The organism is [Clostridium] citroniae WAL-17108 (assembly GCF_000233455.1).
Classification (GTDB): domain Bacteria; phylum Bacillota; class Clostridia; order Lachnospirales; family Lachnospiraceae; genus Enterocloster; species Enterocloster citroniae.
In genome coordinates this window covers 1-26,774 of record NZ_JH376434.1, presented here as the reverse complement: position 1 = coordinate 26,774, position 26,774 = coordinate 1, and the positions used below count along the sequence as shown (strand labels likewise).

Annotated in this window: 28 protein-coding genes and 2 tRNA genes; 8 read left to right on the top strand and 22 right to left on the bottom strand. The window is 49.7% G+C overall.

Annotation, left to right across the window (positions count from 1 at the left end):
- Positions 1 to 555: 555 nt before the first annotated feature.
- From ftsH to HMPREF9469_RS29125, 20 genes are all read right to left on the bottom strand, one after another.
- Positions 556 to 2,370: an ATP-dependent zinc metalloprotease FtsH gene (gene ftsH / locus HMPREF9469_RS29220; protein WP_007871122.1), complete on the bottom strand. Its 1,815-nt coding sequence runs from the start codon at positions 2,368 to 2,370 to the stop codon at positions 556 to 558.
- A gap of 55 nt (positions 2,371 to 2,425) precedes the next feature.
- The gene (hpt, locus tag HMPREF9469_RS29215; RefSeq protein WP_007871119.1) at positions 2,426 to 2,953 is read right to left on the bottom strand and encodes a hypoxanthine phosphoribosyltransferase; all 528 of its coding nucleotides are present in this window, start codon (positions 2,951 to 2,953) and stop codon (positions 2,426 to 2,428) included.
- Between the two features lie 54 nt (positions 2,954 to 3,007).
- Positions 3,008 to 4,378: a tRNA lysidine(34) synthetase TilS gene (tilS, locus tag HMPREF9469_RS29210; RefSeq protein WP_007871099.1), complete on the bottom strand. Its 1,371-nt coding sequence runs from the start codon at positions 4,376 to 4,378 to the stop codon at positions 3,008 to 3,010.
- 174 nt (positions 4,379 to 4,552) lie between these two features.
- Entirely contained in the window at positions 4,553 to 5,974 is a 1,422-nt protein-coding gene (locus tag HMPREF9469_RS29205; protein WP_007871097.1) for a SpoIIE family protein phosphatase, read from the bottom strand.
- A 104-nt stretch (positions 5,975 to 6,078) separates the two neighbouring features.
- Positions 6,079 to 6,396: a hypothetical protein gene (locus HMPREF9469_RS29200; RefSeq protein ID WP_007871095.1), complete on the bottom strand. Its 318-nt coding sequence runs from the start codon at positions 6,394 to 6,396 to the stop codon at positions 6,079 to 6,081.
- Between the two features lie 3 nt (positions 6,397 to 6,399).
- A complete protein-coding gene (yabQ, locus tag HMPREF9469_RS29195) occupies positions 6,400 to 6,780 on the bottom strand; it encodes a spore cortex biosynthesis protein YabQ (protein WP_007871094.1) in 381 nt (126 codons plus the stop codon).
- Between the two features lie 12 nt (positions 6,781 to 6,792).
- Positions 6,793 to 7,080 carry a sporulation protein YabP gene (yabP, locus tag HMPREF9469_RS29190; protein WP_007871092.1) on the bottom strand — a complete coding sequence of 96 codons (288 nt, stop codon included), beginning with the start codon at positions 7,078 to 7,080 and terminating at the stop codon, positions 6,793 to 6,795.
- 70 nt (positions 7,081 to 7,150) lie between these two features.
- Complete coding sequence (locus tag HMPREF9469_RS29185) at positions 7,151 to 7,390, bottom strand: RNA-binding S4 domain-containing protein (RefSeq protein ID WP_007871090.1); 240 nt, start codon at positions 7,388 to 7,390, stop codon at positions 7,151 to 7,153.
- Between the two features lie 3 nt (positions 7,391 to 7,393).
- Complete coding sequence (locus HMPREF9469_RS29180) at positions 7,394 to 7,669, bottom strand: HU family DNA-binding protein (protein WP_007871088.1); 276 nt, start codon at positions 7,667 to 7,669, stop codon at positions 7,394 to 7,396.
- A 100-nt stretch (positions 7,670 to 7,769) separates the two neighbouring features.
- Positions 7,770 to 8,150 (bottom strand): MazG family protein, encoded by a 381-nt coding sequence (locus HMPREF9469_RS29175; RefSeq protein ID WP_007871087.1) that lies wholly within the window; start codon positions 8,148 to 8,150, stop codon positions 7,770 to 7,772.
- A gap of 50 nt (positions 8,151 to 8,200) precedes the next feature.
- Positions 8,201 to 8,818 carry a V-type ATP synthase subunit D gene (locus HMPREF9469_RS29170; RefSeq protein WP_007871086.1) on the bottom strand — a complete coding sequence of 206 codons (618 nt, stop codon included), beginning with the start codon at positions 8,816 to 8,818 and terminating at the stop codon, positions 8,201 to 8,203.
- 5 nt (positions 8,819 to 8,823) lie between these two features.
- Positions 8,824 to 10,215 carry a V-type ATP synthase subunit B gene (locus HMPREF9469_RS29165; protein ID WP_007871085.1) on the bottom strand — a complete coding sequence of 464 codons (1,392 nt, stop codon included), beginning with the start codon at positions 10,213 to 10,215 and terminating at the stop codon, positions 8,824 to 8,826.
- A 14-nt stretch (positions 10,216 to 10,229) separates the two neighbouring features.
- Positions 10,230 to 11,996, bottom strand: a complete 1,767-nt coding sequence (locus HMPREF9469_RS29160; RefSeq protein WP_007871084.1) for a V-type ATP synthase subunit A — start codon at positions 11,994 to 11,996, stop codon at positions 10,230 to 10,232.
- A gap of 1 nt (position 11,997) precedes the next feature.
- A complete protein-coding gene (locus tag HMPREF9469_RS29155) occupies positions 11,998 to 12,579 on the bottom strand; it encodes a V-type ATP synthase subunit E (protein WP_007871083.1) in 582 nt (193 codons plus the stop codon).
- A gap of 31 nt (positions 12,580 to 12,610) precedes the next feature.
- On the bottom strand, positions 12,611 to 12,919 hold the full coding sequence (locus tag HMPREF9469_RS29150) for a V-type ATP synthase subunit F (RefSeq protein WP_007871082.1): 309 nt from the start codon (positions 12,917 to 12,919) through the stop codon (positions 12,611 to 12,613).
- 4 nt (positions 12,920 to 12,923) lie between these two features.
- On the bottom strand, positions 12,924 to 13,352 hold the full coding sequence (locus HMPREF9469_RS29145; RefSeq protein WP_007871081.1) for an ATP synthase subunit C: 429 nt from the start codon (positions 13,350 to 13,352) through the stop codon (positions 12,924 to 12,926).
- A gap of 74 nt (positions 13,353 to 13,426) precedes the next feature.
- On the bottom strand, positions 13,427 to 15,367 hold the full coding sequence (locus HMPREF9469_RS29140; protein ID WP_007871080.1) for a V-type ATP synthase subunit I: 1,941 nt from the start codon (positions 15,365 to 15,367) through the stop codon (positions 13,427 to 13,429).
- A 17-nt stretch (positions 15,368 to 15,384) separates the two neighbouring features.
- Complete coding sequence (locus HMPREF9469_RS29135) at positions 15,385 to 16,404, bottom strand: V0D/AC39 family V-type ATPase subunit (RefSeq protein ID WP_007871079.1); 1,020 nt, start codon at positions 16,402 to 16,404, stop codon at positions 15,385 to 15,387.
- Positions 16,405 to 16,408: 4 nt separating this feature from the next.
- Entirely contained in the window at positions 16,409 to 16,720 is a 312-nt protein-coding gene (locus HMPREF9469_RS29130) for a hypothetical protein (protein WP_007871077.1), read from the bottom strand.
- A 203-nt stretch (positions 16,721 to 16,923) separates the two neighbouring features.
- Positions 16,924 to 17,910: an SH3 domain-containing protein gene (locus tag HMPREF9469_RS29125; RefSeq protein WP_007871074.1), complete on the bottom strand. Its 987-nt coding sequence runs from the start codon at positions 17,908 to 17,910 to the stop codon at positions 16,924 to 16,926.
- 221 nt (positions 17,911 to 18,131) lie between these two features.
- On the opposite strand from HMPREF9469_RS29125, the gene trmB reads away from it, so the two are divergent.
- From trmB to HMPREF9469_RS29090, 8 genes are all read left to right on the top strand, one after another.
- Positions 18,132 to 18,770 (top strand): tRNA (guanosine(46)-N7)-methyltransferase TrmB, encoded by a 639-nt coding sequence (trmB, locus tag HMPREF9469_RS29120; RefSeq protein WP_007871071.1) that lies wholly within the window; start codon positions 18,132 to 18,134, stop codon positions 18,768 to 18,770.
- Between the two features lie 86 nt (positions 18,771 to 18,856).
- The gene (locus tag HMPREF9469_RS32555; RefSeq protein WP_007871068.1) at positions 18,857 to 19,012 is read left to right on the top strand and encodes a hypothetical protein; all 156 of its coding nucleotides are present in this window, start codon (positions 18,857 to 18,859) and stop codon (positions 19,010 to 19,012) included.
- Between the two features lie 105 nt (positions 19,013 to 19,117).
- Positions 19,118 to 19,190 (top strand) — tRNA-Lys (locus HMPREF9469_RS29115).
- 205 nt (positions 19,191 to 19,395) lie between these two features.
- Positions 19,396 to 19,468, top strand: a tRNA-Lys gene (locus tag HMPREF9469_RS29110).
- Positions 19,469 to 19,572: 104 nt separating this feature from the next.
- Positions 19,573 to 20,268, top strand: a complete 696-nt coding sequence (locus HMPREF9469_RS29105) for a TIGR01906 family membrane protein (protein WP_007871067.1) — start codon at positions 19,573 to 19,575, stop codon at positions 20,266 to 20,268.
- Positions 20,269 to 20,346: 78 nt separating this feature from the next.
- Entirely contained in the window at positions 20,347 to 21,987 is a 1,641-nt protein-coding gene (locus HMPREF9469_RS29100) for a D-alanyl-D-alanine carboxypeptidase family protein (RefSeq protein ID WP_007871066.1), read from the top strand.
- An 86-nt stretch (positions 21,988 to 22,073) separates the two neighbouring features.
- Complete coding sequence (locus HMPREF9469_RS29095) at positions 22,074 to 23,183, top strand: sensor histidine kinase (RefSeq protein WP_007871065.1); 1,110 nt, start codon at positions 22,074 to 22,076, stop codon at positions 23,181 to 23,183.
- A gap of 3 nt (positions 23,184 to 23,186) precedes the next feature.
- Positions 23,187 to 23,876, top strand: a complete 690-nt coding sequence (locus tag HMPREF9469_RS29090) for a response regulator (RefSeq protein ID WP_007871064.1) — start codon at positions 23,187 to 23,189, stop codon at positions 23,874 to 23,876.
- Between the two features lie 259 nt (positions 23,877 to 24,135).
- Here the strand turns inward: HMPREF9469_RS29090 and tnpA are convergent, their stop codons facing one another.
- Together tnpA and ltrA are read right to left on the bottom strand one after the other, a co-directional pair.
- On the bottom strand, positions 24,136 to 24,648 hold the full coding sequence (gene tnpA / locus HMPREF9469_RS29085; RefSeq protein ID WP_416390403.1) for an IS200/IS605 family transposase: 513 nt from the start codon (positions 24,646 to 24,648) through the stop codon (positions 24,136 to 24,138).
- Between the two features lie 16 nt (positions 24,649 to 24,664).
- Positions 24,665 to 25,912: a group II intron reverse transcriptase/maturase gene (gene ltrA / locus HMPREF9469_RS29080; RefSeq protein WP_007871059.1), complete on the bottom strand. Its 1,248-nt coding sequence runs from the start codon at positions 25,910 to 25,912 to the stop codon at positions 24,665 to 24,667.
- Positions 25,913 to 26,774 lie beyond the last annotated feature (862 nt).

Sequence of the window (26,774 nt, the reverse complement as noted above, 5' to 3'; positions counted from 1 at the left end):
TTTGTTTAAATCCATTTTCCCATCATCTATTGTATATGAATTTTTTTATTTGCACAAGGCGAATAATAGTAGAAAAACCGCTTTAATGGTGACGTTTTTGCATAGATGCCACAAAGTGAAAAGCCTGGCGGGGTAGCCAGGCTTTTCAGGAGAAGGTATTTCGTTTCTTATGGGGTGTAGCAAAAACTATATAATGTATTGGGGGGGGTTACATTTATTATAATAGCACAGGGGGCGGAAAAAGTGTGCACAAAGATCAATTATTTTCCTGGATGTTTGTGGTAAAAATACACAAAGGAGGGGGGCTTATGAATTTCCCGCCCAGCGTTCCCAGTAAAGGTTCATTGCCAAGATGGCGCTTATTGCCATAAGCACAAAGGCCAGGAGAAGGATCCAGCCGTTTCCTCTGATCAGGAACACCTGTCCGCCTCTTGCCAGTACGTTTCCGAGGCCCCATAGATGCCCGCTCCCAACAAAGCTGACAGCGGATACAGAAGGCGGCTCCCATTTCCGGGAACCGCCCTGTCTCTCTTATGATTGATCACAATTAACTGATCACTGTGCAGGAGCGAACAATGCCTCAAATTCCTCCTGGTTGATCTTTTCCTTCTCAATCAGCAGGGCCGCACAGGAATGGAGTACATAATCGTACTGCTTGATGATATCCGTGGCCTTCTGGTAACAGTCATCGATGATCCGTTTCACCTCGCTGTCAATGGTGTCCGCAACGCCGTTGCCGTATGACTTTGTGTGGGCCAGGTCACGGCCGATAAATACTTCATTATCATCACCGCCGTACTGGATCATACCCACCTTATCAGACATACCGTACTGGGTTACCATGGCCCTGGCGATCTGGGTGGCCTGCTTGATGTCCTGGGATGCGCCGGTGGTGATATCGTCAAATATCAGTTCCTCTGCGATACGTCCGCCCAGGTCCACCATAATATTCTGAAGCATGCGCCCCCTGGTGTTAAACATCTCATCCTTTTCAGGAAGGGGCATGGTGTAGCCTGCTGCTCCGATTCCCGTAGGTATGATGGATACGGTGTGTACCGGACCCACATCGGGAAGCACATGGAACAAGATCGCATGGCCTGCTTCGTGGTAAGCGGTGATCTTCTTGTCTTTTTCAGAAATCACCTTGCTCTTTTTCTCAGCCCCGATCCCCACTTTCACAAATGCCCGGTCTATATCGCTCTGCTTGATGAACCTGCGGTTCTCCCTTGCAGACACAATGGCTGCCTCGTTCATCAGGTTCTCCAGGTCAGCGCCTGTGAATCCCGCAGTGGTCTGGGCCACGCGGTGAAGATCCACATCCTCGCTAAGGGGCTTATCCTTGGAATGTACCTTAAGGATCTCCTCACGGCCCTTTACGTCAGGACGGCCCACTGCAACCTTCCGGTCAAAACGGCCCGGACGGAGAATGGCCGGATCCAGTATATCCACACGGTTGGTGGCTGCCATCACAATGATGCCCTCATTAACGCCAAATCCATCCATCTCGACCAGCAGCTGATTTAAGGTCTGCTCCCTCTCATCATGGCCGCCGCCCATGCCCGTGCCTCTGCGGCGGGCAACCGCATCGATCTCATCTATAAATACAATACACGGGGAATTCTTCTTGGCTTCCTCAAACAGGTCACGGACACGGGAAGCTCCCACGCCTACAAACATTTCCACAAAATCAGAACCTGATATGGAAAAGAAGGGAACACCTGCTTCTCCGGCCACTGCCTTTGCCAGCAGCGTCTTACCTGTTCCCGGAGGTCCCACAAGCAGGAGTCCCTTGGGTATCCTGGCTCCCACGCTGGTGTATTTCTGGGGATTCTTGAGGAAATCCACAACCTCCTCCAACTCTTCCTTTTCCTCCACAAGTCCGGCCACATTGGAAAAATTCACCTTGCTGTCCCGGCTCATCCTTGCCCGGCTCTTGCCGAAATTCATCATCCTGGCATTGGCGCCGCCGCCTCCCGCGCTGCGGTTCATAACCATGATAATGATCACCACCACCACAATGGACAGCATAAAGGGCAGGATAATGGTCACCAGATAATTCTCCTGGGGCACATCCATTACCACATACTCCATCTTATGGTCATCCAGGATCTTCTGGGTGTCCTTCACATCTGTCACATACAGGCGCTTTACCTGTCCGTCCGCCATGGTGATCACCACTTCGCCGGTGGGCGTCTGTGGATTCTGATGGATGGCAACCTCTGATGCCTGCCCATCATCCAGTATCTGAATAAAATCCTGATTCGTAACCTTATCCGCCTGTCTTGCATATGGCAGCCGAACTGCCGTGGCGATTAAAATCAGCATCAGGAGTATAAATATAAAACCTCTAAATGTCTGCTGCTGTCTCAACGAATTGCCTCCTTAGACCTTCTTTCTGCGTTCCAGGGCATGGCTTTTAAATGCCCTAATCCAATTCCACGACTCCGATATAGGGCAGGTTACGATACTTCTGGTCATAATCCAGCCCATATCCCACTACAAATTCATCCGGTATTGTAAAACAGGTGTAATCCACCTTGACCTGCTTCTTCACACGGCGCTCCGGCTTATCAAGAAGGGTACACAGACGGACGCTCTTTGGCCCTCTCTGCTTCAGGACCTCGATCAGATATGCCAGCGTGCGTCCGGAGTCAATGATATCCTCCACGATCAGCACATCCTTTCCTGCCAGCGGCTCATCCAGGTCCTTAAGGATCCGCACAACACCGCTGGATTCAGTCCCAGCCCCATAGCTGGATACGGACATGAAATCCAGGGATACGGGTACCGTAAGCCTTTTTGCCAGTTCACAGGTAAAGAATACCCCGCCCTTTAAAATACAGATCAGGTGAATCTCCTTGCCAGCATATTCCTCGCTGATCTTTGCCGCCACCTCATTGATGCGTTTGTCAACCTCTTCTTCGGTCAGCAATACACGAATCTTATCCGCCATTACTTTATCCTCCGTTTCACTTATTGCGTACCCTGGGAGATTCCGAGCGTACACTTATTCTTTTCTCCTGCCTGCCTCTGCCTGCAGTATCCGTGTGGTATCCGGACCGATCTTATAAAACTCGCTGATCCTGTATCCGATAATCCACATCACATGACTGCCGTCTGCCAGAAGGGGGACCTGGTCCCGCAGTTGTCTCGGTATTTTCTCATCGATCATAAACCGTTTTAACGCCTTGTGGCTTCCGTCCGCCAGGGTCATGTAATCCCCCGGACGCCTTGTTCTCACCACGGGCGTACCCTTTATTCTATCACAGTCGAACCATTTCGTATACATGTTTTTGGGAAATTGTGTCCCTTTTTTATAGGAAAATATACTCATTTCCACCTTGGGCAGCGCCATTTCCCCTTCCTCTTCCTCATCCGGCGAAATGTTCCTGCCGATCAAAATACTCTCATATTCCCTTACGGCCACAAGGGAATACGGAAGATGGACTTCCTTTCCAACCGGACGCCCGGTCAGCCCAAGCACCTGCTGAACATGGATCCATCCCAGATCTTTGGCCGAACCGGCCAGGTCTTTTAATAGTTCCATCACCACATAGGACCGGATGATCTCCGGCTCAGCCGTGAGTGCCGCACAGGGCACCGCGGCCTGTGGCCCCAGCTGTTTCACGTATTCCCTGATCCAGCATTTCCCCTTCATGGACAAATATTCATCCGCCTGGCCGGCCAGCCTTCCCATTCGCAGTATATTCCCCACCGCCCCCTGGTTTATATCCTCCTCGATCATAGGAAGAAGGCGGCGTATGCGGTTGCGTGTATAGTGGTCTGATGTATTGGTGGAATCCTGTACCCAGGAAAACCCGTTTTTCCTGAGCCAGTCTATGATCTCCCGGCGGTCCGCATCCAACAGCGGCCGGATGATCCGTCCCCTCACATGGGGGATTCCCTTCAGCCCGGCCAATCCGCTTCCCCTGAACATGTTATGCAGGATGGTCTCCGCCTGGTCATCACTGTGGTGGGCCACAGCGATCCTGGCCCGGCCCTTGTCCCCGGATTCCCACTCCTGCGCCTCCTGTTCCAGGGCCTCATATCTCAGATGACGTCCAGCCTCCTCCTCAGACATGCCGGACCCGGACGCAAACCGGCGTACATCTACCTTTATGATATGACAGGGGACATCAAGTTCTGCACACAACGTCCTGACAAAATCCGCATCCCGGTCAGCCTCCTGTCCCCTGAGACCGTGATGGACATGGACGGCTCTCAGCTGCAGATCCCATTCTTCTTTCATGCCGTATAACAACGCTAAGAGGCAGACGGAATCTGCCCCTCCTGATACAGCTGCAATGACCCGGTCACCGGGTGACAGCATGTGATATTCTTCTATGGTCCTTCGGACCTTATGCTCCATCTCTTCCATTTATCCCACCTGTATCATGGACATCCTTTTGGCCGGACCCCGAAAGGCCGGGCCCGGCCGGATGTTCTCTCTATAATATACCCGTAAAACCTCAACCGTGCAAGCCCCATAATGCAGGTAATACAGCAATATCCGCCGGGAATATATACTGCGCGCACCCTTTACCCCATTCCGTCAGGAATGCCGCTTCCACAATCCGGCGGTCAGCACGGTCATATCGTCCCTGGGAGCGGGGATGAACGAAACAGCAAATTCCAGTATCTGATCTGCCAGTTCCTGAGGCCCCATCTCCTCCACACTTTCCAGATACTGCTTCATTACCTGTTCCTTGTCATCCCCGGGAAGGGCATCCAGCACCCCGTCACTGACCATAACGATCCGGTTGCCGTCCCACATTTTCCTGGACATGAGCACAGGCTCCACACCATTGATAATGCCCATGGGAACTTGTCCGGCCTCCAGGATCTCCACACCTTCATCCCCTATGATAAAGGTGGGTACCGCCCCCAGCTTCATCACCTCCAGCACCCCTGTATGCAGGTCAATACAGCTTACATCCAGCGTGGCCGGGTGCTGTTCCACCCCTGCCAGAAGCAGGACCGTATTGACCAGTTTAAGGGCCGCCCTGGCTGAGAATCCTGTCTCCAGAAGCTGCTCGGTAAGCTCTACCACCTGCTTGCTCTCCTTGGACGCAGTCTCCCCGCTGCCCATACCATCAGAAAGGCTCATGACCACCTGACTGCCCTGGCTCTCACAAAAAGTATAATTGTCTCCCGAATACCGCTCTCCCTGTCTCGGTATCCTGGAAGCCCCATAGATCAGATGGTATCCCCCATCCTCCAGCAGGCGTATGGTGGCATACTGCTTTGTTATGATGCTGCGGCTGTCCCCCGCAGGCCTCCAGCGGCTGTCATCCACCACGTCCCCCATAAGCTCCGCCGCCTCCTTGGAAGTCACACACCTGCCATTGGTTGTCCTGACAGTGAGAAATGCCTCCTTTTGGCCATTTTCATATTCCAGCAGCAGCAGATTTCCCACCGCCATATGATATTTCCTGAAATATTTCTTTATTATGTATTCGTACTCCTCCGTGATGTCTCTTGCCTGATCGATCTGGTGGGAAAATTCTTCCAGTATCACGGACATTTCCCTGAACTGGGACACCACCGCATCACGGCTTTCCAGAAACCGGTTTTTCCACGACAGGTTCATGGTAGCCCGTCCCAAACTCCGGTTTAACTGTGCCAGATAAGCGTCCTGCTTCCTGCACCCGGTCTGGAACATCTGGGGCATGTCGTCATGGTCAATATGCCCCTTTTGCTCAAATGCACGGAGCAGATAATACAGGTAATAGCTGTCCTCCTTCTCACTGTCCGCGTACAGGTTGCACTGGCTGCAGTTTTCACACACCAAAGTAGCGCTGGCCTGCATGGCAGCCAGTCCGTCTCCCCGGGACAGCTGCCCGTTCTTCTCTATCTCGTCATCAAACGCCTTGGCCAGCTGGTTTAAGGACTCAGCCATATCCCCCAGTCTCCTGGCCGTATAATGATTCACATCCAATCTGTTTTTTACATCCTTATTATTCCTCGAAAACACAAAAATCCCTCCTAATCCGCGTAACTTTCAGTATACGCATCATGGAGGGAAATAAATGTCTAATCATGCTTGGATTCTTAAAAATGTTTCGCCCCTTTTCGTCATCATTCCGTGGGCTTTAAAAGGATCTCGTCCGGATTCACCAGACCCAGCTTTTCCTTGGCAACCTCCTCGGCATATTGCTTGGTCTTTACATAAATCTTGTACTCCTTCAATTCCTCGGTCCGCTTTTCCTCAGCCTTGACCTGGGCGTCCAGATTCTCTTCTCTGACCTTGTAATCCAGGTCCGACTGCTTTAGATCAGCGCCCTTTATATTAATAGCCACCGCAAGACACATAACAACAAGGGTAATCCCCATGATAGCCATGCGGTTTGCCCATTTATCACGTCTTACACGTCTTGATCTGCCATAGGATTTCATCTGTTAATCACCAACTTCACTTTGTTCCCGGTTACAAACCTCGCCGGGTTTGTTTCTGTTAATTATCATTTTAAGACATTTACTTATCTTTTTCAAGCATTTAAAGAAAATTCTGCTGATGAATCTGTCATACAGTATCATCCCTATAAATACTCCGCCGATTACATACGCCCGGAACACTCCATCGTTCTGCTCATACAGAAGGATAAAGGTCACAAGCCCTGCATACAGCCAGTAAAGGAAATCTTCTATTCCTGTCCAGATAGGGCCGTGGTGGATAACCAGGCGGAACACTCTCAGGGTGTCATAGGCCAGCATCAGCCATGCTCCGGTCACCAGGCTCAGCACCATCAGCCAGGTTTCATATTGAATCCTGCTGCTCACTGATGACACCTCCTATTTAAATAAACGGGTAAACAGGGATTCCCCTGATTTGCGCAGTGCCTCGTTGGAACTGTAGACCATACTGTCAATGGTCCCCTCTATATCCACCTCGCCCTTTTCCAGGGTCAGCCTGCTCACATGGAGTTCCTTGCCTTTGATGGTCAAAAGCCCCATATCCGTGTCCAGGACCACCGCGTTCTCATCAAAGGATACCACATCGCAGATTCCTGTGATATTACCCACTCCGCGGTTCTGCAATATAAGCTTGTGCTGGCGTGCGCCAACCATCTTTTCTTCCATACAAAAACCTCCCCACATATCTAACCTATGTTAAATATATGGGGAGGTTGGCCATTCTATGCCTTTTATCTCAGATATAACGGTAAAGCTCTTTGGCTTCATCTTTTTTAACGGTTTCCTGTACGTCCAGAACCTCCACCTTAACGGCTTTGGCACCAAACTGAATCTCAATCATATCCCCGGTCTTAACGCTCAGGGATGCTCTGGCTGGCTTGCCGTTCACCAGCACCCGGCCTGCATCACAGGCTTCATTTGCCACGGTTCTGCGCTTTATCAGACGGGAAACCTTGAGAAACTTGTCCAGTCTCATGAATTATTTGTTAACCTCATCCTTCAGAGCCTTGCCAGCTTTGAACTTAGGTGTCTTGGAAGCTTCGATGGTCATGGTCTTGCCTGTTTTAGGATTTCTGCCTTCTCTTGCAGCTCTCTCAGCAACTTCGAAGGTACCAAATCCAACTAACTGTACTTTGCCGCCCTTTACAAGTTCTTCTGCTACTGCATCAGTGAAAGCCTTAACAGCCTTCTCTGCATCCTTCTTGGAAAGTTCTGCCTTCTCAGCAACTGCTGCGATCAATTCTGTCTTGTTCATCAATTTTTCCTCCTAAATATAGTCCCGGGAAGCCCCCCGGATTCATTACTATTTAAAGTCTAGTATACCTAATCATTTATAGCCTTTTTGCTATGATTTGTCAAGGTTTTTTGGCTTTTTCCTGCATTTTTATCTGATTCCAAAGAGCGGTCCCTTCCTCCACAGAATTAATCTTTACATTTCCAAAGACGTGGGGGTGTCTTCGCACCATTTTTCTACAAATTCCGTCAATTACATCATCGATTGTAAAGCTTCCCTGCTCACTTGCGATCTCACTGTTAAGCACCACCTGAAGGAGCACATCCCCCAACTCCTCGCACAGGTTTTCCATGTCCTTATTGTCCACGGCCTCAAACACCTCTTCCGTCTCATCGGCCAGGCACTTCTTCAAACTCTCAAATGTCTGCTCCCTGTCCCAGGGGCATCCCTCCTCAGAGCGCAGCTTAGCGACAATTCCCCTCAGCTCATCAAACGTATGCACACCGCAGCCTCCTTCTCATTCCAACGTACTCAAGTTCACTCAAATTCACCTTACCTCCCCTTATTCCTCTTGATCACCTTCAGCCTTGTAAACTCTTCCCTCTCCTTTTCCTCCAATGCATCGGAAATGGATTTACTCAGCTCCTGGTAATGGGGAATGGTGATATTCTTAAGGGCATTGGCCCTTTTTTGTGTCTTCTTAATAGAGTTGGCCAGCCGGTAGGCGGAGTTCTCAACCATAGACAGCTTAATGGTCAGCTCCTTTACCTTTTCAAAATGATATCTGGCCTCATCCAATGACTCGGTTGTGTTATAAAAACCATAGGTCAGGGCCAGGGGCTTTACCTCATGCTGCACCAGGGGAATCTCCGTTCCCATGATACTTCTGGCCTTGATCTTCACACGGTCGTCCACGGGCACCGATGCGCCGATCTCCTGCACATAATTGATGCCCAGCTCAATATTGGCCTTTTGCAGCGCCTCATATGCGGCCCTGAAGGTAGTGTCGATCTCAGACTGGATTCCCTTTGCCTCATCGATCAGCCCCATGAGCTCACGGATCAGGATATTCCTCTTCTTATCCATCAGCCCATAGCCCATATTGGCCAGGTTCAGGGAATTCTTGGCCGCGATCAGGTTACCTTTTGTGGGAAATGTATTTGGATCCATTTACATCACCTCGTCTCTTCGGCTGCCGGCTGATAGTACTGATCCAGTATCTTTGTATCAATACGGTCAAGCTCCTCCCTTGGAAGCATTGCCAGAAGTTTCCATCCAATGTCCAGTGTCTCCAGGATGGTCCTGTTCTCATGGCGTGCCTGCCCTATGAACTTCTCCTCAAATTCCCGTCCGAACACAAGGTATTTCTTATCCGTGGGCGATAACTCATCCTCACCGATAACCGATGCCAGGGCCCTGGCATCCCCCACCTTTGCATAGCAGGAGAACAGCTGGTTAGCCACATCCTGGTGGTCAGCCCTTGTGTATCCCTCGCCGATGCCGTCCTTCATCAGACGTGACAGGGAGGGCAGCACATTGATGGGCGGATAGATGGACTGTCCGTTTAACTGGCGGTCCAGAACGATCTGCCCTTCTGTGATATACCCCGTCAGGTCGGGTATGGGATGGGTAATGTCATCATTGGGCATGGTAAGGATGGGGATCTGGGTAACGGATCCTTGCCGTCCCGCCACAATGCCCGCTCTCTCATAAAGGGACGCCAGGTCACTGTACAAGTACCCGGGGAAGCCCTTTCTGGAAGGGATCTCACCCTTGGATGAGGACACCTCACGCAGGGCCTCGGCATAGCTTGTCATGTCGGTCAGGATGACCAGGATATGCATCCCCTTTTCAAATGCCAGATACTCCGCCAGGGTAAGGGCGATCTTTGGTGTGATCAGACGCTCCACCACCGGGTCATTGGCCAGGTTGATGAACATGGCCACATGCTCTGACACGCCGCTCTCCTCAAAGGTGCGGCGGAAGAAATCAGCCACATCATATTTAACGCCCATGGCGCCAAACACAATGGCGAACTTTTCATCTGAATTGTCACCCAGGGAGGCCTGCTGTACAATCTGGGCAGCCAGCTGGTCATGGGGAAGGCCGTTTCCTGAGAAAATAGGAAGTTTCTGCCCCCTGATCAGGGTGGTCAGCCCGTCTATGGCGGAAATACCGGTACGGATATAGTTCCTTGGATATTCACGGGTCACCGGGTTTAACGGCTTTCCGTTGATATCCAGCTTCACATCAGATATGATGTCTCCCAATCCGTCTATGGGCTGGCCGATACCGTTAAAGGTACGGCCCAGCATTTCCTCGGACACCCGTATTTCCATAGGATGGCCTGTAAGGCGGGTGTGGGTGTTGCGCAGCGCCATGCCCTCGGTGCCCTCAAACACCTGGATAATGGCCTTATCCCCGTAAATCTCTATGATACGGCCGATTTTGTGGGTATTGCCTCCCACAGTCATCTCCACTATCTCATCAAACGCCGCATTCTGAACGCCCTCAAGGACAACCAGAGGGCCATTGATCTCACTTAAACCTAAATATTCAATTGCCATATGTCCGTCCTCCTCTACGCGTTCTTTTCCATTACCCTGTCATAAAACGCATCAATCTGTTTCTTGTAATCATCAAACATATCCAGGCGGTCGTTGGGTACATCATACTTAATGGATATGATCTTATCAAAAATATTCTCTTCCTTAAGAACCGAAACCGGCATGCCCATATTCACCAGGGCACGGGACTTCTTGTACAGATACAGGATGATGTCCATCATCTTAAACTGCTTGATCAAGGGCACGGATGTGTCCTCTTTGTGGAACGCGTTCTGCTGCAGGAAGCCCAAACGGATCACCTTGGCGATCTCCAGCACCAGCTTCTGGTCATCGGGGAGCACATCTGAGCCGATCAGCTTTACGATCTCCATCAAACTGCTCTCCTGGGTCAGGATGCCCATGAGCCGGTTGCGGTAGTCCACGAATTTTTTATCCACGTTATCCATGTACCAGGAGGACAGGTCATTGATATACTCAGAATAACTGGTCAGCCAGTGGATGGCCGGGAAATGCCTGGCATAGGCCAGGGATTTGTCCAGTCCCCAGAAGCAGCGCACAAAACGCTTGGTATTCATGGTCACAGGCTCTGAGAAATCGCCGCCCTGAGGCGACACGGCTCCAATAATGGTCACGGACCCTTCCGTGCCGTTCAAATTCTGCATCATGCCCGCCCTCTCATAAAATGCCGACAGACGGGATGCAAGGTAGGCAGGGAATCCTTCCTCCGCGGGCATCTCCTCCAGACGTCCCGACAGTTCCCTGAGCGCCTCCGCCCAGCGGGAGGTGGAGTCAGCCATAATAGCCACATGATAGCCCATATCCCTGTAATACTCAGCCAGGGTCAGACCGGAATAAAGGCTTGCCTCACGGGCAGCCACAGGCATGTTGGACGTATTGGCGATCAGGGTGGTCCTGTCCATCAGGGGGTTGCCTGACTTAGGATCGATCAGCTCTGAGAATTCTTCCAGAACCTGGGTCATCTCATTGCCTCTCTCACCGCAGCCAATGTAGATGATCACATCCGCGTCCGACCATTTTGCCACCTGGTGCTGGGTCATGGTCTTTCCGGTTCCAAACCCTCCCGGGATCGCTGCCGTACCGCCCTTTGCAAGGGGGAACATGGTGTCCAGGATACGCTGTCCCGTGATCAGCGGTTTTACAGCCGGGAAACGCTTGGCTGACGGCCTGGGTATACGGATGGGCCACTTCTGGGTCATGGTCAGCTTCCGCTCAGTTCCGTCCATCATCTGTACCGTGACCAGGGGGTCCTGGATGGTGTACTGTCCGTCTTCCGCCACATCCAGTACATACCCCTCCACATCAGGGGGCACCATCACCTTGTGAATGATGGCTCTTGTCTCCGGAACCTCTGCGATGATGGCCCCGGGCATCAGCCGGTCCCCCTGCTTTACCACCATATGTGTATCCCATTTCCTGGAAGTATCCAGACTGTCCACAGAAATACCGCGGCTGATGTAATATCCGCTCCCCTTTGCGATCTCGCTTAAGGGCCGCTCGATCCCATCGAAAATATTACTCAGGATCCCGGGCGCCAGGGTTACGGACACAGGCGCCCCTGTACCGGTCACCTCTTCCCCCGGCTTGATCCCGCTGGTCTCCTCGTACACCTGAATGGTGGTTTTCTCTGAAGTAAGTCCAATGACTTCACCTACCAGGTTCTCCTTTCCCACATAAACCATCTCGTTCATCTGGAATCCCGGGTCACCCAGCAAGGAAACGACAGGACCATTAATGCCGTGAATCACACCTGTCTTTGCCACTTTACTTACCTCCTAAATCGAATTTGAACTCATGCCGCGCTTCACTGAGTTTGGTCTCAAATGAGTTGTCTATCAGTATATGTTTGCCTGGAATCACCGCCCTGATGCCTCCGGTAAAGGAATATTCGCTCAGTTTAATGCTGGCATTGTGATGCATTGCAATCCTCTGCAGCTTATCCCCATCGGAGGGATCCATATAGATGATCAGTTCCTCATCCCCTGCAAATGCTTTGGCTTCCTTGACCTGGCGGTCCAGAAGCTGCTGGTATTCCTGGGTTTCCATAAAATTAGCCAGCTTATCCTTAAGTTCCACAAACAGCTTATCCTTAAGCTCCTCCTGCCTGTGGCTGAATTCCCTCTTAAGGTCCAGCTGCCCGATGGAGAGACGTTTATTGATCTCACGCTCCAGCTTTTCCGTCTCTGCCTCCACCTGCATGTCAGCCCGCCGTCTGGCATCAGCGGTATGTTCCTCGTAGGCTTTTTCCAGGGCGTTCATATAATCGTCCAGCATCTTTGCGCTGCGCTCCCTGGCATCCTCCATGCATATATCCTGGAAATGTTTCAGCTTTTCCTCTGTTGTCAAGCTGCCTCACCTGCTTTCTTATCCCATATTTTTACAGTTTTAGTCCGATCGCCTCGTTTACATAAGAGGTGATAAAATCCGGCTTGCGGCCGGTGCCATGGCGGTCCGGGATCTCAACGATCAGAGGGAGCTTCCGCTCCAGCTTTACATCATCTATGATCTCCGGAAATTCCCTGCCGAATTTCTCAGTCAGCAGGATGATGCCAATGGATTTATCGGCCAGGACCTTATCCAGCTCATTCTTAAGTTCTTCCCTCTCATGGACCACGGCGCCCTCCACACCTGCCAGGCGCATCCCTGTCAGGGTGTCCACATTGTCACTGATCAGGTACATCTTCATAGGCTTACAGCTTTCCTAAGATCATAAAGGAAATGATCAGGCCATACAGACACACACCTTCGGCAAGACCTACGAAGATTAATGATTTGCCAAGAATGGAGCTGTCCTCACTGATCGCTCCCAGAGCAGCGCTTGCAGCGGCAGAAACAGCGATACCGCCGCCCAGGCAGGAAAGCCCGGTTGCCAGGGCAGCCGACAAATATCCCATGCCGGCTGCGGAAACCGCCTCAGACCCGGCCTCAGCTGCCTGCGCATTGCCGGAGAACATGACAACGGCGGCAAACATCATGGTGCCAAAGAACAGGAACAGGTTGGCAGCCAATGCTGTCTTATAACGTCCCTTGGATTTCTCACCCATTGCAAATGCGCCAAACGGTACTGCGATACTTAAAATCAATGCTACGCTCAGTGTGATCTTAACTAATAAACTCATATCTCTTATCTCCTTTTTTACCCGGCCCGGTCTTAAAATGGCCTGTTTCCCGGCTATTTTAGTTTTATAATGTATTACTGCTCTCCGGCAGCCTTTCCATATGGTTCAAACGCACGTCCGCTTCCCCGGTAAAACCGGCTGAACAGCTCATAGTATTCCAGACGCAGTACCTGGATGCCCACGATCAGGCCCTCCATACCGCACACGAACAGGTTTCCTCCTATCACCACGGCCCAGTTGGTACTTCCTCCCGCCTCTGCCCCTGCAAGCATCAGGACCACCTGCATCATGGCCGCATGGCTGACCGCAAAGGCTCCTACCCTGACAAAGGAAAGGGTATTGGAAAAGTAGCTCAGCAGAACTTCAAACAGTTCAAAGATCCCCTGGGTGATGAACATACCCATCCCGCCTTCGATCTTCTCTGATTTTTTCTCCACCACTGCTGTAAGCGGCTCTTTAAAGAACATGATCAGAAGGGGGATCAGGAACATGACCACCAGTATGGCCGTGGCAGGCAGCGTGTTGCCTGTCATATAAAGAATGATGACACAGGACAATGCAAAATAAAATACAAATCCGGCCACTCCATTGGTATCAAAATAAATCTTTTCCGTGTCATGGACACGGGCGCTGTTGATAATGTTCAGCACCATGCACATGAGTATGATTCCCATACCTATGGCCACCGCCACCACAAACACAGTGTTCAGCTTCCCGATAAAAGGAAGGTTTACCATGGCCTCCTGCGGCCTGAGCCAAACTGCGTCTATGATATCCTCAAATCCGAACACACTGCCGAACAGGAATCCGAATATGGTGGAAAATACACCGCAGCAGGAAATAATGCCGGCCAGGCGCACTTTCTTAAACCGGTACAGAAGAAATCCTCCTGTGAGCAGGCACAATCCCTGCCCCGCGTCCCCGAACATGAAACCAAACAGGATGGAGTAAGTGATCCCGATCAGGATAGTGGGGTCCAGCTCATTGTAAGAGGGAAGTCCGTACATCTCCACATACATTTCAAAGGGCTTAAACAGCCCCGGGTTCTTCATCTTGGTAGGCGGCTTGCTCATTATATTGTTATGGTCGTCTTCTATGATACAGAACGTATCGCTGTCGCGCTCAATCTCCTTTTGGAAGTCGGCTGCATCCTTCTGTGTCATCCACCCGCACAGGATATAAAAATTGTGCAGGTCATGCTTGGTGACGGCTGCCATCTTCCTCACATCAAAGTTAGTGGAAAATGTCCGGATCACATGATAGGCCGCCACCAGGTCGTCCTTGCGGTTGCTGATGGATTCCACAATGGCCTGGTCCGCTTCATCAATCTGTTTCTGGAACGCACTGATCCGGTCATCCAGCACATGGCCGGCCTCCACCGGGGTCCCTTCATATTCATCCGGAAGGAAACTCCGCTCAAAATGCATGGATGCATAGATGGCATCGATCTTGTCTGCCAGCTTTTCCGGCACAAAGTAGACCACCCACACATAGTCCCCGTCCTCTTCGCATTTGAACATGACCGTATCAATGGTATCGTACACATAGGTGGAAAACTTTTCATAGTACTCTTTGGAAATGCGCCCGAACCTGAACTTGATAAACCGGAATCCAAGTATCTCCTTCACACTGTAGTTCAGCCCTGCAAAGGGAACCACCTTGTCCTTGGACGCCTGCAGCTCGTTCCTCTGGTTTACCAGAACGCTTTTTTTGTCCGTAAGTTCCTTTAAATCTTTATCCAGGCTGCGGATCAGCTGCACCGCATCCCCCAGCTTAAGCCTCCTGTCCGTATGTTCAGGCAAAAGCTCATGATAGCTCTCCATCAGCTCCCCTGCTTTTAAAAGTTCCTCTTTATATGGATTGGTTTCAATATAGGGCCGGAGGTCCTTTACTGTCTTGAGCTCCGACAGGGCATTTTCCAGGTGTATCTCGTATCTGGACAGATACGTGTCCACTACCCGGTCAATATCATCCTTGGGACCGGTAATACTCAAGAATTTCATCTTTTCAATCACGTCTTAACCCCCTTTAGTCAATTTGCAGCCAAGCCATACCGTATGCGCTCAATGGTGTTGATAATGTGCGCAATCTCCCGTTCCTTAAAATACAGGTAGGAGTTAAGGATGGCGATGGAGTACGGGTCTTTTCTTCTGGTCATCTGATAGATCCTGTCAATGATCTCATAGGTCAGGCGGTCCAGATCCGGTTCCTCTGAGTGGCTTATTAAGTCCAGCTTTCCATACCAGCTTGAACGGATCAGTCCATAGAGCTGGTCCAGGGTTTCGGCTTCAGCCATCTTATTGATCTCGCTCTTGGTGAGATGAAGCTGGACCGGAATCATCATTGCATAGATCTCTCCGGGAGACAGCTTATAAAATTTCTTGGAACGGCAGAGCCATTCCAGGTTCAGCATATCCATCCTGGTGCCGAAACACTGGGCCAGGATCTTACGCTCTTCCTTGGACAGATATTTGTCCTTGATCTTCCACATAGTCTTAAAATACAGCATATCCAGCGCCGTCTCAAAGGCGGGCAGGCTTACGGTCCCGTTCTGCAGCATCATGTTTAAGGGCTCATAATAAGGCGACCCCTTAAGATTGCCCACGAACTCCGTTATGGATGGGGACTGGGATAAAACGATCAGGTCAATGCTGGAATGGCGCTCAAAAAAATCCTGGAACATGGACAGGTCCTGGCGCTGTTCCCTGTGTCCCGCCGCATTTCTCAGACATGTCTTTATGATCGTTATCTCATAATGCATAAAATACAGGTCCAGGAAACGTCTCTGCCTGATATTGGCAAATTTATAAAGCTTTGCAAAATCCCTGTACTGTGAAAGGTTGAGACGCTGTTCAATATTGCCCCTGTGCAGGTCCTTGTCCTCCGCCTCCTGGAAAATCTCCCGGTAAGGCAGAAAACGCCGCAGATATTCCACTGCTTCAGGCACTGTCTCCAGGGAAGCCATTTCCTTAAACTGCTCATCCTTGATCCGCCACCGCTCCATGGCCTTGACCTTGGTGGCAATGCCGCTGTAAGTTATCAGGCTGCCCATATCCTCACCCCTTTATCATGTTCTGGAACAGAGCCTCTGCATACGCTGCATGATGTTGATTGTAATTACCTTCCAGCTGTTTTAAAAGCGCCTCAAAATCCGCTTTCTGGCGGGCAAGCATGTCTTCCATGTCCGCCTCCATCTTATGCTGGATCTCGGCTATCCTGCGGGCTGTTTCCTGTTCAAGATCCGTATCAAAAGAGGCTGTCTTGTCTTCCATCTCTTTGGCAAACGCTTTTTTACGCACATTCGCCTCATCTGCAATGGCACCGGCTGCTTCTTCTATTTCCGATAATCTGTTGATCACAGTATCCATAGAGCTCCTCCTTATATATAATTTTATATCACTTCATGATACTCCTTTTTTTAAAAATACCAGGGTTTTTTAATAATTAAAATAAAAAATTAACAAATTACCTGTGGCAGAATGCCAAAAAAAGGAAGAACATTTTTCGTCCTTCCTCTTTTTACCAACGTATGTGACAAATTTATCTATGCAGTTTTTACAAACATGTTTTATCAGTTATTCTGACCGCTCCCGCTGGTTGCCGGAACCTCTGTCTCAGCCACGGGTTCCACCTTTTCCAGGAACCGGCTGGATACATATGCTTCCTGTCCATCGTAATTGATCACATCCCAGTCATTGCTGTAGCGCTTCACATAATCCACCTCGGTGCCGTTGGTCAGCTGCACAATGATACGGCTGTCCGTGGACGGCTCCGTGCGTACATTCACGCTGCTGCCCTTAATCCTGTATACCGCCACCGGAGGTTCTGTCTCAGGAACCGTCTCCGGCTCAGGGGGCAGTGTGGGCGCCGGCTCAGTGGCCGCCGTGGTAACTGTGGGTGCCGTGGTTGAATTTCCCTTATCCTTGTCCCCGGAAGGAACCATGGTACGAATCACAACAATGAGAAGAACCACGATCAGTACAGGGATCAAAAGTCTCCAGATATAAGATACGGGTGATACCCGCCTGCGTTTCTTTTTTCTCGGACCTCCCTGGCGCTGGCCTCCTGACTGGGCAGGACGGCGGTTGCCGCTCTGGGGGCTTCGGGCGCCTGACCGGGATGATGATCCCTGGCGCTGGGACGTCTGTCTGGACGATGCAGTTCTTCCTGTCTGCGGCGCCCTGGCTGATGAGCGTCCTCCGGAGAACTCGTTGGCAAACACATAGACCTCCTGGGTCAGGAGCTGATACGCCTGATTGGCATCATATGCAGTGTCATCCCCTTCATGGACAGCCTTGTTGCCAAGTATGCGGATGGTATGGTAGTTATCCTTGGTCGCCTTGTTGATCCAGCGCCCCTCATAGAGCTGGTCAATGGTGTCCGACAGATCCCCCTCCACCAGGCATGCGCGCTCAGCCATGCACCTTACCATATATTCCAGAACCTGCCTTGCTTTAACCATCACAAGATTATATTCTTTTCGTACGATCAACCGTTCCGCGTCCTTAACGCCCAACTGGATCTGCTGCCAGCTGGTCGTCCGCTCCACATTCGACATAAGCCTTCCTCCTTAGTATCCGCAGATATCCGTCTATTATGTATAGTATAATCGATTTTTGCCAATTTTGCACTACTAATTGTAATAAATCAGAAAAATAAGAAAAAAGTAAATTTTGTTGCAAATAGGCACTTCGGATGATAAAATAAGGCCTGCACCAACAAAAAAATCACTGCCGGGGGCATATTGTGAACGCCTCTCCGGAAGAAAGGAAAAAAGACATGCGATTACGTCATATCCCCGGGGCGGAAGAAACCATTGCCACAAGCCCCTATGTGGTCCAGGAACCAGAGACAAAACGCGGAAGCTGGCATCAGGTATTTGGAAACCTCCACCCGTTGGAGATTGAAGTGGGAATGGGTAAAGGACGCTTTATCATGGAGCTTGCAGGGGCCCATCCGGATATTAATTATATAGGGATCGAACGCTATTCCAGCGTACTTTTAAGAGGGTTGGAGAAACGCTCACAGCTGGATCTTAACAATATATACTTCATGTGCGTTGATGCAAAAACCATGCCCGAACTATTTGCCCCGGGAGAGGTCAGCCGTATTTACCTCAATTTCTCAGACCCCTGGCCCAAGGACAGGCATGCCAAGCGGCGCCTCACCTCGCCTGACTTTATGGCAGTGTACGACAAAATACTGGCCCGTGACGGAGTGGTGGAGTTTAAGACCGACAACCGGGAATTGTTTGAATATTCTCTGGAATCCATCCCATCCGCGGGCTGGAAGATCCTGTCCCACACATTTGACCTCCATAACAGCCCCATGGCCGAAGGCAATATTATGACCGAATATGAGACAAAGTTTGCCGCCGAGGGAAAACCCATCTGTAAACTGGTGGCCGCCAGGGCGTAAGCAGGTCTTAATGCGGATACCTGCACAAAATGACAGATCACGCCATATACTGTTACTAAGTAAATTACCTGCCGGAGGCAGATCCTATGGCATTATCTCCTGGAATCACCAAAAAACTAATGCAGGCAACCAGCGACAAAACCGACCTGAACAAGCAGGCCCTCCGCCTGAGCCGCTCCTTCAAGGAAGTGAACAAAGTTCTGGGCACAGGTTCCAAGGCAAAGGATAAAAAAGGAAAATAAAATCATTTAAATTATTTTTTTTCCGAAAAACCGTTGACATTTGTCTATGAAAGAGATATAATGTCGTTCGTGTCGCCCGGACGGGTTATAACAAAACACGGGCATGCGCCTTTAGCTCAGTTGGTAGAGCAGTAGACTCTTAATCTATTTGTCCAGGGTTCGAGTCCCTGAAGGCGCACTTAAGAGGTCTGATTTTGCAGATATTGGAAGCTGCGGGGTCGGACTTTTTTGTGCCTTAATAGAACAAACACATCTGGGACAAAGCTATATTTTTAAAAGGTATATTTTAAAAAATAAATTTTTTCTTAAAATATTATTGACATTTCCTTCTCCAAGCTATATAATAGTGGACGTGTCACTCAAAAGAATTAAATTAAACATATGCGCCTTTAGCTCAGTTGGTAGAGCAGTAGACTCTTAATCTATTTGTCCAGGGTTCGAGTCCCTGAAGGCGCACTAAAAGGTCTGACTTTGCAGATACAGGAAGCTGCGGGGTCGGGCTTTTCTTTGTTACAGACAACTTTTTACAGATTATATTCTATTCTGAGTCAGGAGGAACTATGAAACACTTACACAGATTTGCCGGGATCGCGGCCGCATTCTGCATTATGATCATTTTGTTCATCACTTCGGTGGAAGCCGTGGTGTACTGGACCCCTGGATATTTTGAAAAAGAGTATACCAAATACAATGTGCTGGAAAGCCTTCCAGCCATGACCATGGACGACCTGCTGGAAGTAACGGACCAGATGATGGATTACTTAAAAGGCGACCGTGAGGATCTCCACGTGACCACCACCATGGGAGGCCAGCAGCGGGAATTTTTTAATGAGCGGGAAATCGCCCATATGGAGGACGTGCAGGTGCTGTTCTTAAAAGCCATGTCCATACGCCGTATCTGTCTGGCAGCGGCAGCCTTATTACTTATCTTTATGGCTGCCGCCAAAGGACGGATGAGACAGACCCTTCCCTCATCCCTGTGTATTGGATGCGGCCTGTTCTTTGGGCTGATCACCGCCCTGGCCCTGATCATTTCCACTGATTTCTCCAAATATTTTGTCATGTTCCACCATATATTCTTTACCAATGACCTGTGGATCCTGGACCCTGCCACGGATATGCTCATCAACATTGTGCCTGAAGGATTTTTTATGGATACGGCCGCCCGCATTGCCGGTCTTTTCGGCGCTTTATCCCTGATCCTGTTTGGATTCTGCCTGTTCCTGACCATAAAAAACCGTAAAAAAGCCGCTTAAATCCTAACCGGGCTTTACTTAAAGCCGGAAATATTTTATACTGTACCATAGGCTATTATATGATTGGAGATTGTTTGGATGAAGCGATTTTTCACGCTGTTCCTGTGTCTCTGTCTCTCCATGGGCATAGTTACCATGAAGAGCCTGGCAGCGCCCCAGTGGCCCGACCATGTTTCCATACAGGCGGACGGCGGCATTGTCATGGATGCGGATACAGGAACTATATTATACGGGAAGAATATGGACCAGCAGTATTACCCGGCCAGTATCACCAAGATACTGACCGCTTTGATCGTGCTGGAACACTGCGGTCTGGATGAAATGGTATCATTTTCCCATGATGACGTCTATAATGTGGAAGCGGGAAGCAGCAGCGCCGGCATTGATGAGGGCGATGTGCTCACGGTCCGCGACTGTCTCTATGCCCTGCTGCTGGCCTCTGCCAACGAGAGCGCCAACGCCCTGGCATGTCATGTAAGCGGCTCCCGGGAGGCATTTGCCAAACTGATGAATGAAAAGGCCGCCAGCCTGGGCTGTACAGGAAGCAATTTTACAAACCCCAGCGGCTTAAATGATGAGAACCATTACACCACGGCCCATGACATGGCTCTTATTACCAGGGAAGCCATTAAAAATCCTGAATTTCTTACCATCAACATAACCCGCAGCTACAGACTGGCTCCTACCAAGCGTTCACCTGAGGGCGGATATGTGGCCAATCACCACAAGATGTTTAATAAGAACGAATCCGTCTACTATCCGGGCGCCTTTGCAGGAAAGACAGGATACACATCCCTTGCGGGCAATACCCTTGTAACCTGTGCAAAAAAAGATGGCATGACCCTGATTGCCGTTGTGCTGAACGGACACCAGTCCCACTACACAGACACAAAGGCCTTGTTCGATTTCGGTTTCCGCAATTTCCAGTCCCTGAAAGCAGTGGATTATGAGACGCGGTACAAATCCCTGGAAAATGACATGACCATTGCCGGCATGACGGCCCGGGACAGCATTTCCCTGGAGCTTGACCGGAACGGACGTGTGGTCATACCAAAGGATGCCGACTTTACGGACACGGAATCCACCCTGACCTATGACCTGGACAGCAGCAGCCCCAGGAACGGGGTTGCCTGTATCCGCTACACCTACAACGGGCGCCAGGTGGGCTTTGTATACCTTTGTTCATCAGGCATGGAAAGTTCCGCCGATCCCATGGCTGCGGCCGCCACACCTCCACAGGCAGCGGCAGGCAATGGAAACCAGCCTGTTCCGGGCCAGAACCCAGAGCGGGATTCAAGTCAGAATCCAGGGCAGTATTCAGGTCAAAACCTGGGCCATGAGCCGGGCCAGGGAAATCTCCAGGATCAGGGGAACGGCCTCTCAACAGATGGGAACCTGACACCTCCTGCCACACGGCCGGACATCACCACAAAGGAAGGCACTGCTTCCAGTATCCGGATTCCCGCCAATACCCTGACCATTCTGGGGATCGCGCTGTCCCTGTGTGTTATTGTGGCAATTGTGGCCGCCGTAAAAATACATGTTAAAAAGAAGGAGGAGGCCGACCTGACGCTCCGCCGCCAGCGCAGGCTTGAACGCCTGGAGGATATCGGCTACTCCTCTGCCGATTTTGACAAACTGGTGGCCGAGCGCAGGGTCCCATCTCCCTCCAAACGGAGAAACAGGAGAGGCCGGCGTAAAAAGACCTTTTTCCGTTGAACTTCCCATATCCATGGGTTATAATGTAGGGGGGCTATTCATGAAATCAATCATGTATGTAACCACAATTTACAGGGGAGAGAGAAATGAAACTTTTCCATACGGATAAAGAGGATTTGAAAGCAGCTGTCATGAACCTGGTAAGGAACCTTCCTATAACCATCGAATATATGGCTGCCGCCACCTTAGTTTCCACCATATTTTTTCATTTCAGCAACAATGTCACCAACATTTCCATCATATTTACTCTGGCCATTATCCTGATCGCCCGCGCCACCAGCTGCTACGGTTCCGGAATACTTGCCTCTTTATTTGCTGTCTTCTGGGTAAACTTTGCATACACGTATCCCTACATGACACTGAACTTTACCATGTCAGGATACCCGATCACGTTTGTGGGCATGATGCTGATCTCCTGTATTACCAGCAGCATTTGCATCATGATCACAAAGCAGAATGCCCAGATCCAGGAAAAGGACCGGATGCTTCTTAATGCAGAGAAGGAAACCATGAAAGCCAACCTGATGAGGGCCATGTCCCATGATCTGCGCACGCCTCTTACCACGATCATCGGTTCCAGTTCCACCTATCTTGAACAGGAGGAGACCATGTCCCCCGATGAAAAGCACAAACTGGTCCAGAACATTGAGGAGGATGCGCAGTGGCTTTTGACCATGGTGGAAAATCTCCTCACCGTTACCAGGATCCAGGATGAACGGGGTGTGGCCAATGTGATCAAGGCGGACGAGTCGCTGGAGGAGATCATCTCTTCCGCAGTGAGAAGGTTCAGAAAACGCTTTATGGATGTTCCTGTCCATGTTTCCATACCGGACATCTTTATCATGGTTCCCATGGACGCCACGCTCATCGAACAGGTCATTAACAATCTTCTGGAAAACGCATTCTTTCACTCCGGAAGCCACGGTCCCATTGATCTGATCGTAACCACAGACGGACCTTATGTATCCATAACCATAAAGGATTATGGAAAGGGTATCCGTCCGGATCTGCTGGACACCCTGTTTGACGGAGGAGGAGTCTATGCCAACCAGATGGGAGACAGCCATAAGGGAATGGGGATCGGCCTGTCTCTCTGTAAAACCATCATAAACGCACATGGCGGCCAGATCCAGGCCGGCAATCATCAGAATGGCGCCCAATTTACTTTTACCTTACCAGATTGGAGGGAATACTGATTTATGAACGCAAAAGCCAGTATTATCATCATTGAAGACGAAAAAAATATATGTAATTTTATAGAAACAGTCCTGACACCTCAGAACTACCATGTGGTCTGTGCATATACAGGAGCCGATGGGTTAAAGCAGATCAATACCCACAAACCGGATGTTGTTTTACTGGACCTGGGTCTTCCTGATATGGATGGGCTTGAGATCATTGAGGAGGTTCGGGCATACAGCTCCGTGCCCATCATTGTTATCTCTGCCAGAACCCTGGAGCGCAGCAAGGTAGCTGCCCTGGATATGGGAGCCGATGACTATCTCACAAAACCCTTTGGCACAGCGGAACTGCTGGCGCGCATCCGCACCGCACTGCGCCACAGCCAGAAGACAGCCAATGAGAATACCCGCTATGAGGTCGGGGACCTGATGATCGATTTTGAACGCCGTTTGGTAAAGGTAAAGGATCAGGACGTACATCTGACCCAGATCGAATACAAACTGGTCTCCCTGCTGGCTCAGAACGCGGGAAGGGTGCTGACCTACGAAACTATCATATCCAAAATCTGGGGCCCCTATGCTGACAGCGACAATCAGATCCTGCGTGTGAACATGGCCCATATCCGAAGAAAGCTGGAGGAAAATCCCGCAGAGCCCCAATATATATTCACAGAGATCGGCGTGGGTTACCGTATGAGGGAAGAATAGAGGGAATAACAGAAGGAATAGCAGAAGGAATAGCAGAAGGAATAACAAAAAGTCAAGACCACCGGCTTAGCCGGTGGCTTGTTCTGCCCCTATAAGGGGCTGTTACCTGCTTGCGCCCGGAAGGCGCACTGAAAAGTCTGCCTGCTGCACCACATTCTCAGCTGCCCTTAAAAGGGCATGTTCAGTGCTTCCTTACTCCGGCTTTGCCCCAATAGGGGCTTACTGGTTTGCTTTGACTTCCTACTGACTCTTAAGAGTCCTACTTCTTGTTTTTCTTCACCGGCTCGCCCGTAAACGGGTCTATGTACTCTACTAACGACATCTGATCATATTCCAAGTCCTCTTTTATCTGATTTTGGATGTATGCCTTTATTGCCGCCGTATTCTTTCCTACTGTGTCCACATAATATCCACGGCACCAGAAATGACGGTTTCCGTACTTATACTTTAGGTTCGCATGCTTCTCGAATATCATGAGTGAACTTTTTCCCTTGAGATACCCCACCACCTCTGATACTGAATATTTGGGTGGAATGCTTACCAGCATATGAATATGATCTGGCATGCATTGTGCCTCAATTATCTCAATCCCTTTTCTTCGACATAATGTCCCAAGGATTTGTCCTACATCTGCCTTGATATCTTTATAGATTACCTGTCTACGATATTTTGGTGCAAAAACCAGATGATACTTGCAATCCCATTTTGGTCGAGTAGATAAGGGGAATTTCACCCCAAATCTCTCACGGAACCGTACGTGATAGTCTCCCATCATACGGCTCTTGTCATCATTTCACTGGTATATAACCCACTTTCCAATGGTAAAACATTTCTATATTCGACATGGCTATCTGATGCAGTAAACGCTGTGCTTTTTGATAACTCCGCCGTGCCTTCCTCCTTGTTTTTCTCAACCATCGTACTAACGTCAGATTCACATAATTGATTCCCTGTCTGAATGCTTCGCTTGGAGTGAATTTTGTAAAATAATTCATCCATCCCCTGATAATTGGATTTAGTCTTTCTGACAATGCTACTATGTCTGTGCTGTTTTGCTGTTCTATCCCCTCTTTGATTTTCTCACGGAATACTTTTCCGGCATCACTGCTGACCGCTGGTGTGAATCCCATGAAATATTTTCCCTCTCCGCTTTTTACAAGCCGAGGCCTGAAACAATATCCGAGAAATACAAACGATGTTTCCACATCCTCCGGCACTTCTTCATTGTTTCGTTGGCAAAATACAATCTTGCTTTTCTCAGGGTGAATTGTCAGTCCCACTCGCTGCATCTGCTCCTTTAGCATTTCAAGTACGAATTCTGCCTGTTTTCTGCTGACACAATGTATCAATCCATCATCAGCATATCTTTCCCATGGGCAGTTTGGAAATTTCCTGTTCATCCAGTTGTCAAATCCATAATGCATGAATAGATTCGCAAGGACTGGACTAATCACCCCACCTTGGGGTGTACCGGAATTCTTTTCGCAAACCGTTCCATCCGGCATCTGTACTGGCGCTTTCAGACATCTTTTGACATAAAGGCTAACCCATTTTTCTTTGCAATGGTTTTCAACCAGCCTCATCAGCTTATCATGTTCAATGTTGTTAAATAGCCCTACAATATCAAACTCAATGACCCATCTCATCTGAAAGCATCTTTTCCGGGCTGTCTCCACCGCATCAAGGGCGGACTTACCTGGCCTGTACCCATATGAATCTTCATGAAAAACAGGTTCCACAAATGGCTCTATATGGTTTCGGAGCACCATCTGTGCTACTCGGTCCTCAATAGTCGGAATTCCCAGAAGCCTTACCTTTCCATTCTTTTTCGGTATTTCAACTCCTCTGACCGGTTTTGGGAAGTAGCAGCCGGATGACATCCTGTTCCACAGCACATACAACCTGTTTTTCCAGTTTTTGTCAAACTCCTCCAGCTCTATTCCATCCACACCGCCAGCGCCTTTATTGGCCTTGACCGCCTTGTACGCATTCAGGACTTCATTCTGTGAAATATGAAATGTTTTCCCTTCTTTCATGTAATCCTCCCATTTCTGGTTGTTCTATTCAAGAAGTTGCAATGACAGAATCCCTTTGCTCCACCTCCATTACAGAGACTTCATCACTACTACGGATTCTTCCGCACCTGTGTTGTTCATTCCTACTTTCATACTCGCACATATGTTAGCTTGTATTTTTCGGTTAGCATTACAACACAGGATTCTCCTGTTCCTTTCATGAGCCTGCACCATGCTCCTGTAACCTCAACACCGACAGCCACCCGCGCAGTAAATCAGGCTCCTCACGGATCTATCCCAGCGTCCACACAACACTCTGGTTTTGACTGTACCTATAAGTCTTAACGATGCTTCATCAGTTCTTCATTTTCATTCAGCTTCATGGCACTTAACTGACAGTTTCTTTACTGCCTTTTCCTCATACGCTCAATACCGTAGCTTTTGTCTATAGCACCTATGGGTGTTTTGCAACCTGCACCTGTATACCGATTGCGGAAGGCCTGCTTCCATCTCACGAAAAGCACTGCTTTTCGGTTACTACTTTTTCAGTATCCTCTAGCATTCAGGACACACTATGAGCTAAACTATTATTGTCCATTTTGGACCTCCTGTGCTTTTTATTTGTGGTTTGCAGACCTACATCTAGTTTAGCACAGGAGTTGCTTTTATCTGAAGATATTCCCTCCACCTGCAGAGCAGGTGGTTTATTTTTACTGTGACACAATAAAACCTGCAGGATCGCTGGTCAGCCGTCCTGCAGGTTTTGCTAATTGTTGTCATATTTTTTAGTGTGGCTCTTGGCACTGCGCTTTCTGCGCCCGTCTTCCTTTCTTTGGGTCAGCAGTTCCACATCCTCGTCCCCCGCCATCTTGGTGGTCTTGAC

Bases quoted from the DNA above. Each gene is read 5' to 3' on its own strand.
- hpt (WP_007871119.1), bottom strand. From the start codon at position 2,953: ATGGCGGATAAGATTCGTGTATTGCTGACCGAAGAAGAGGTTGACAAA.
- tilS (WP_007871099.1), bottom strand. From the start codon at position 4,378: ATGGAAGAGATGGAGCATAAGGTCCGAAGGACCATAGAAGAATATCAC.
- HMPREF9469_RS29200 (WP_007871095.1), bottom strand. From the start codon at position 6,396: ATGAAATCCTATGGCAGATCAAGACGTGTAAGACGTGATAAATGGGCA.
- yabP (WP_007871092.1), bottom strand. From the start codon at position 7,080: ATGGAAGAAAAGATGGTTGGCGCACGCCAGCACAAGCTTATATTGCAG.
- HMPREF9469_RS29185 (WP_007871090.1), bottom strand. From the start codon at position 7,390: ATGAGACTGGACAAGTTTCTCAAGGTTTCCCGTCTGATAAAGCGCAGA.
- HMPREF9469_RS29180 (WP_007871088.1), bottom strand. From the start codon at position 7,669: ATGAACAAGACAGAATTGATCGCAGCAGTTGCTGAGAAGGCAGAACTT.
- HMPREF9469_RS29170 (WP_007871086.1), bottom strand. From the start codon at position 8,818: ATGGATCCAAATACATTTCCCACAAAAGGTAACCTGATCGCGGCCAAG.
- HMPREF9469_RS29165 (WP_007871085.1), bottom strand. From the start codon at position 10,215: ATGGCAATTGAATATTTAGGTTTAAGTGAGATCAATGGCCCTCTGGTT.
- HMPREF9469_RS29150 (WP_007871082.1), bottom strand. From the start codon at position 12,919: ATGAAGATGTACCTGATCAGTGACAATGTGGACACCCTGACAGGGATG.
- HMPREF9469_RS29145 (WP_007871081.1), bottom strand. From the start codon at position 13,352: ATGAGTTTATTAGTTAAGATCACACTGAGCGTAGCATTGATTTTAAGT.
- HMPREF9469_RS29135 (WP_007871079.1), bottom strand. From the start codon at position 16,404: ATGGGCAGCCTGATAACTTACAGCGGCATTGCCACCAAGGTCAAGGCC.
- HMPREF9469_RS29130 (WP_007871077.1), bottom strand. From the start codon at position 16,720: ATGGATACTGTGATCAACAGATTATCGGAAATAGAAGAAGCAGCCGGT.
- HMPREF9469_RS29125 (WP_007871074.1), bottom strand. From the start codon at position 17,910: ATGTCGAATGTGGAGCGGACGACCAGCTGGCAGCAGATCCAGTTGGGC.
- trmB (WP_007871071.1), top strand. From the start codon at position 18,132: ATGCGATTACGTCATATCCCCGGGGCGGAAGAAACCATTGCCACAAGC.
- HMPREF9469_RS32555 (WP_007871068.1), top strand. From the start codon at position 18,857: ATGGCATTATCTCCTGGAATCACCAAAAAACTAATGCAGGCAACCAGC.
- HMPREF9469_RS29105 (WP_007871067.1), top strand. From the start codon at position 19,573: ATGAAACACTTACACAGATTTGCCGGGATCGCGGCCGCATTCTGCATT.
- HMPREF9469_RS29100 (WP_007871066.1), top strand. From the start codon at position 20,347: ATGAAGCGATTTTTCACGCTGTTCCTGTGTCTCTGTCTCTCCATGGGC.
- HMPREF9469_RS29095 (WP_007871065.1), top strand. From the start codon at position 22,074: ATGAAACTTTTCCATACGGATAAAGAGGATTTGAAAGCAGCTGTCATG.
- HMPREF9469_RS29090 (WP_007871064.1), top strand. From the start codon at position 23,187: ATGAACGCAAAAGCCAGTATTATCATCATTGAAGACGAAAAAAATATA.
- tnpA (WP_416390403.1), bottom strand. From the start codon at position 24,648: ATGGGAGACTATCACGTACGGTTCCGTGAGAGATTTGGGGTGAAATTC.
- ltrA (WP_007871059.1), bottom strand. From the start codon at position 25,912: ATGAAAGAAGGGAAAACATTTCATATTTCACAGAATGAAGTCCTGAAT.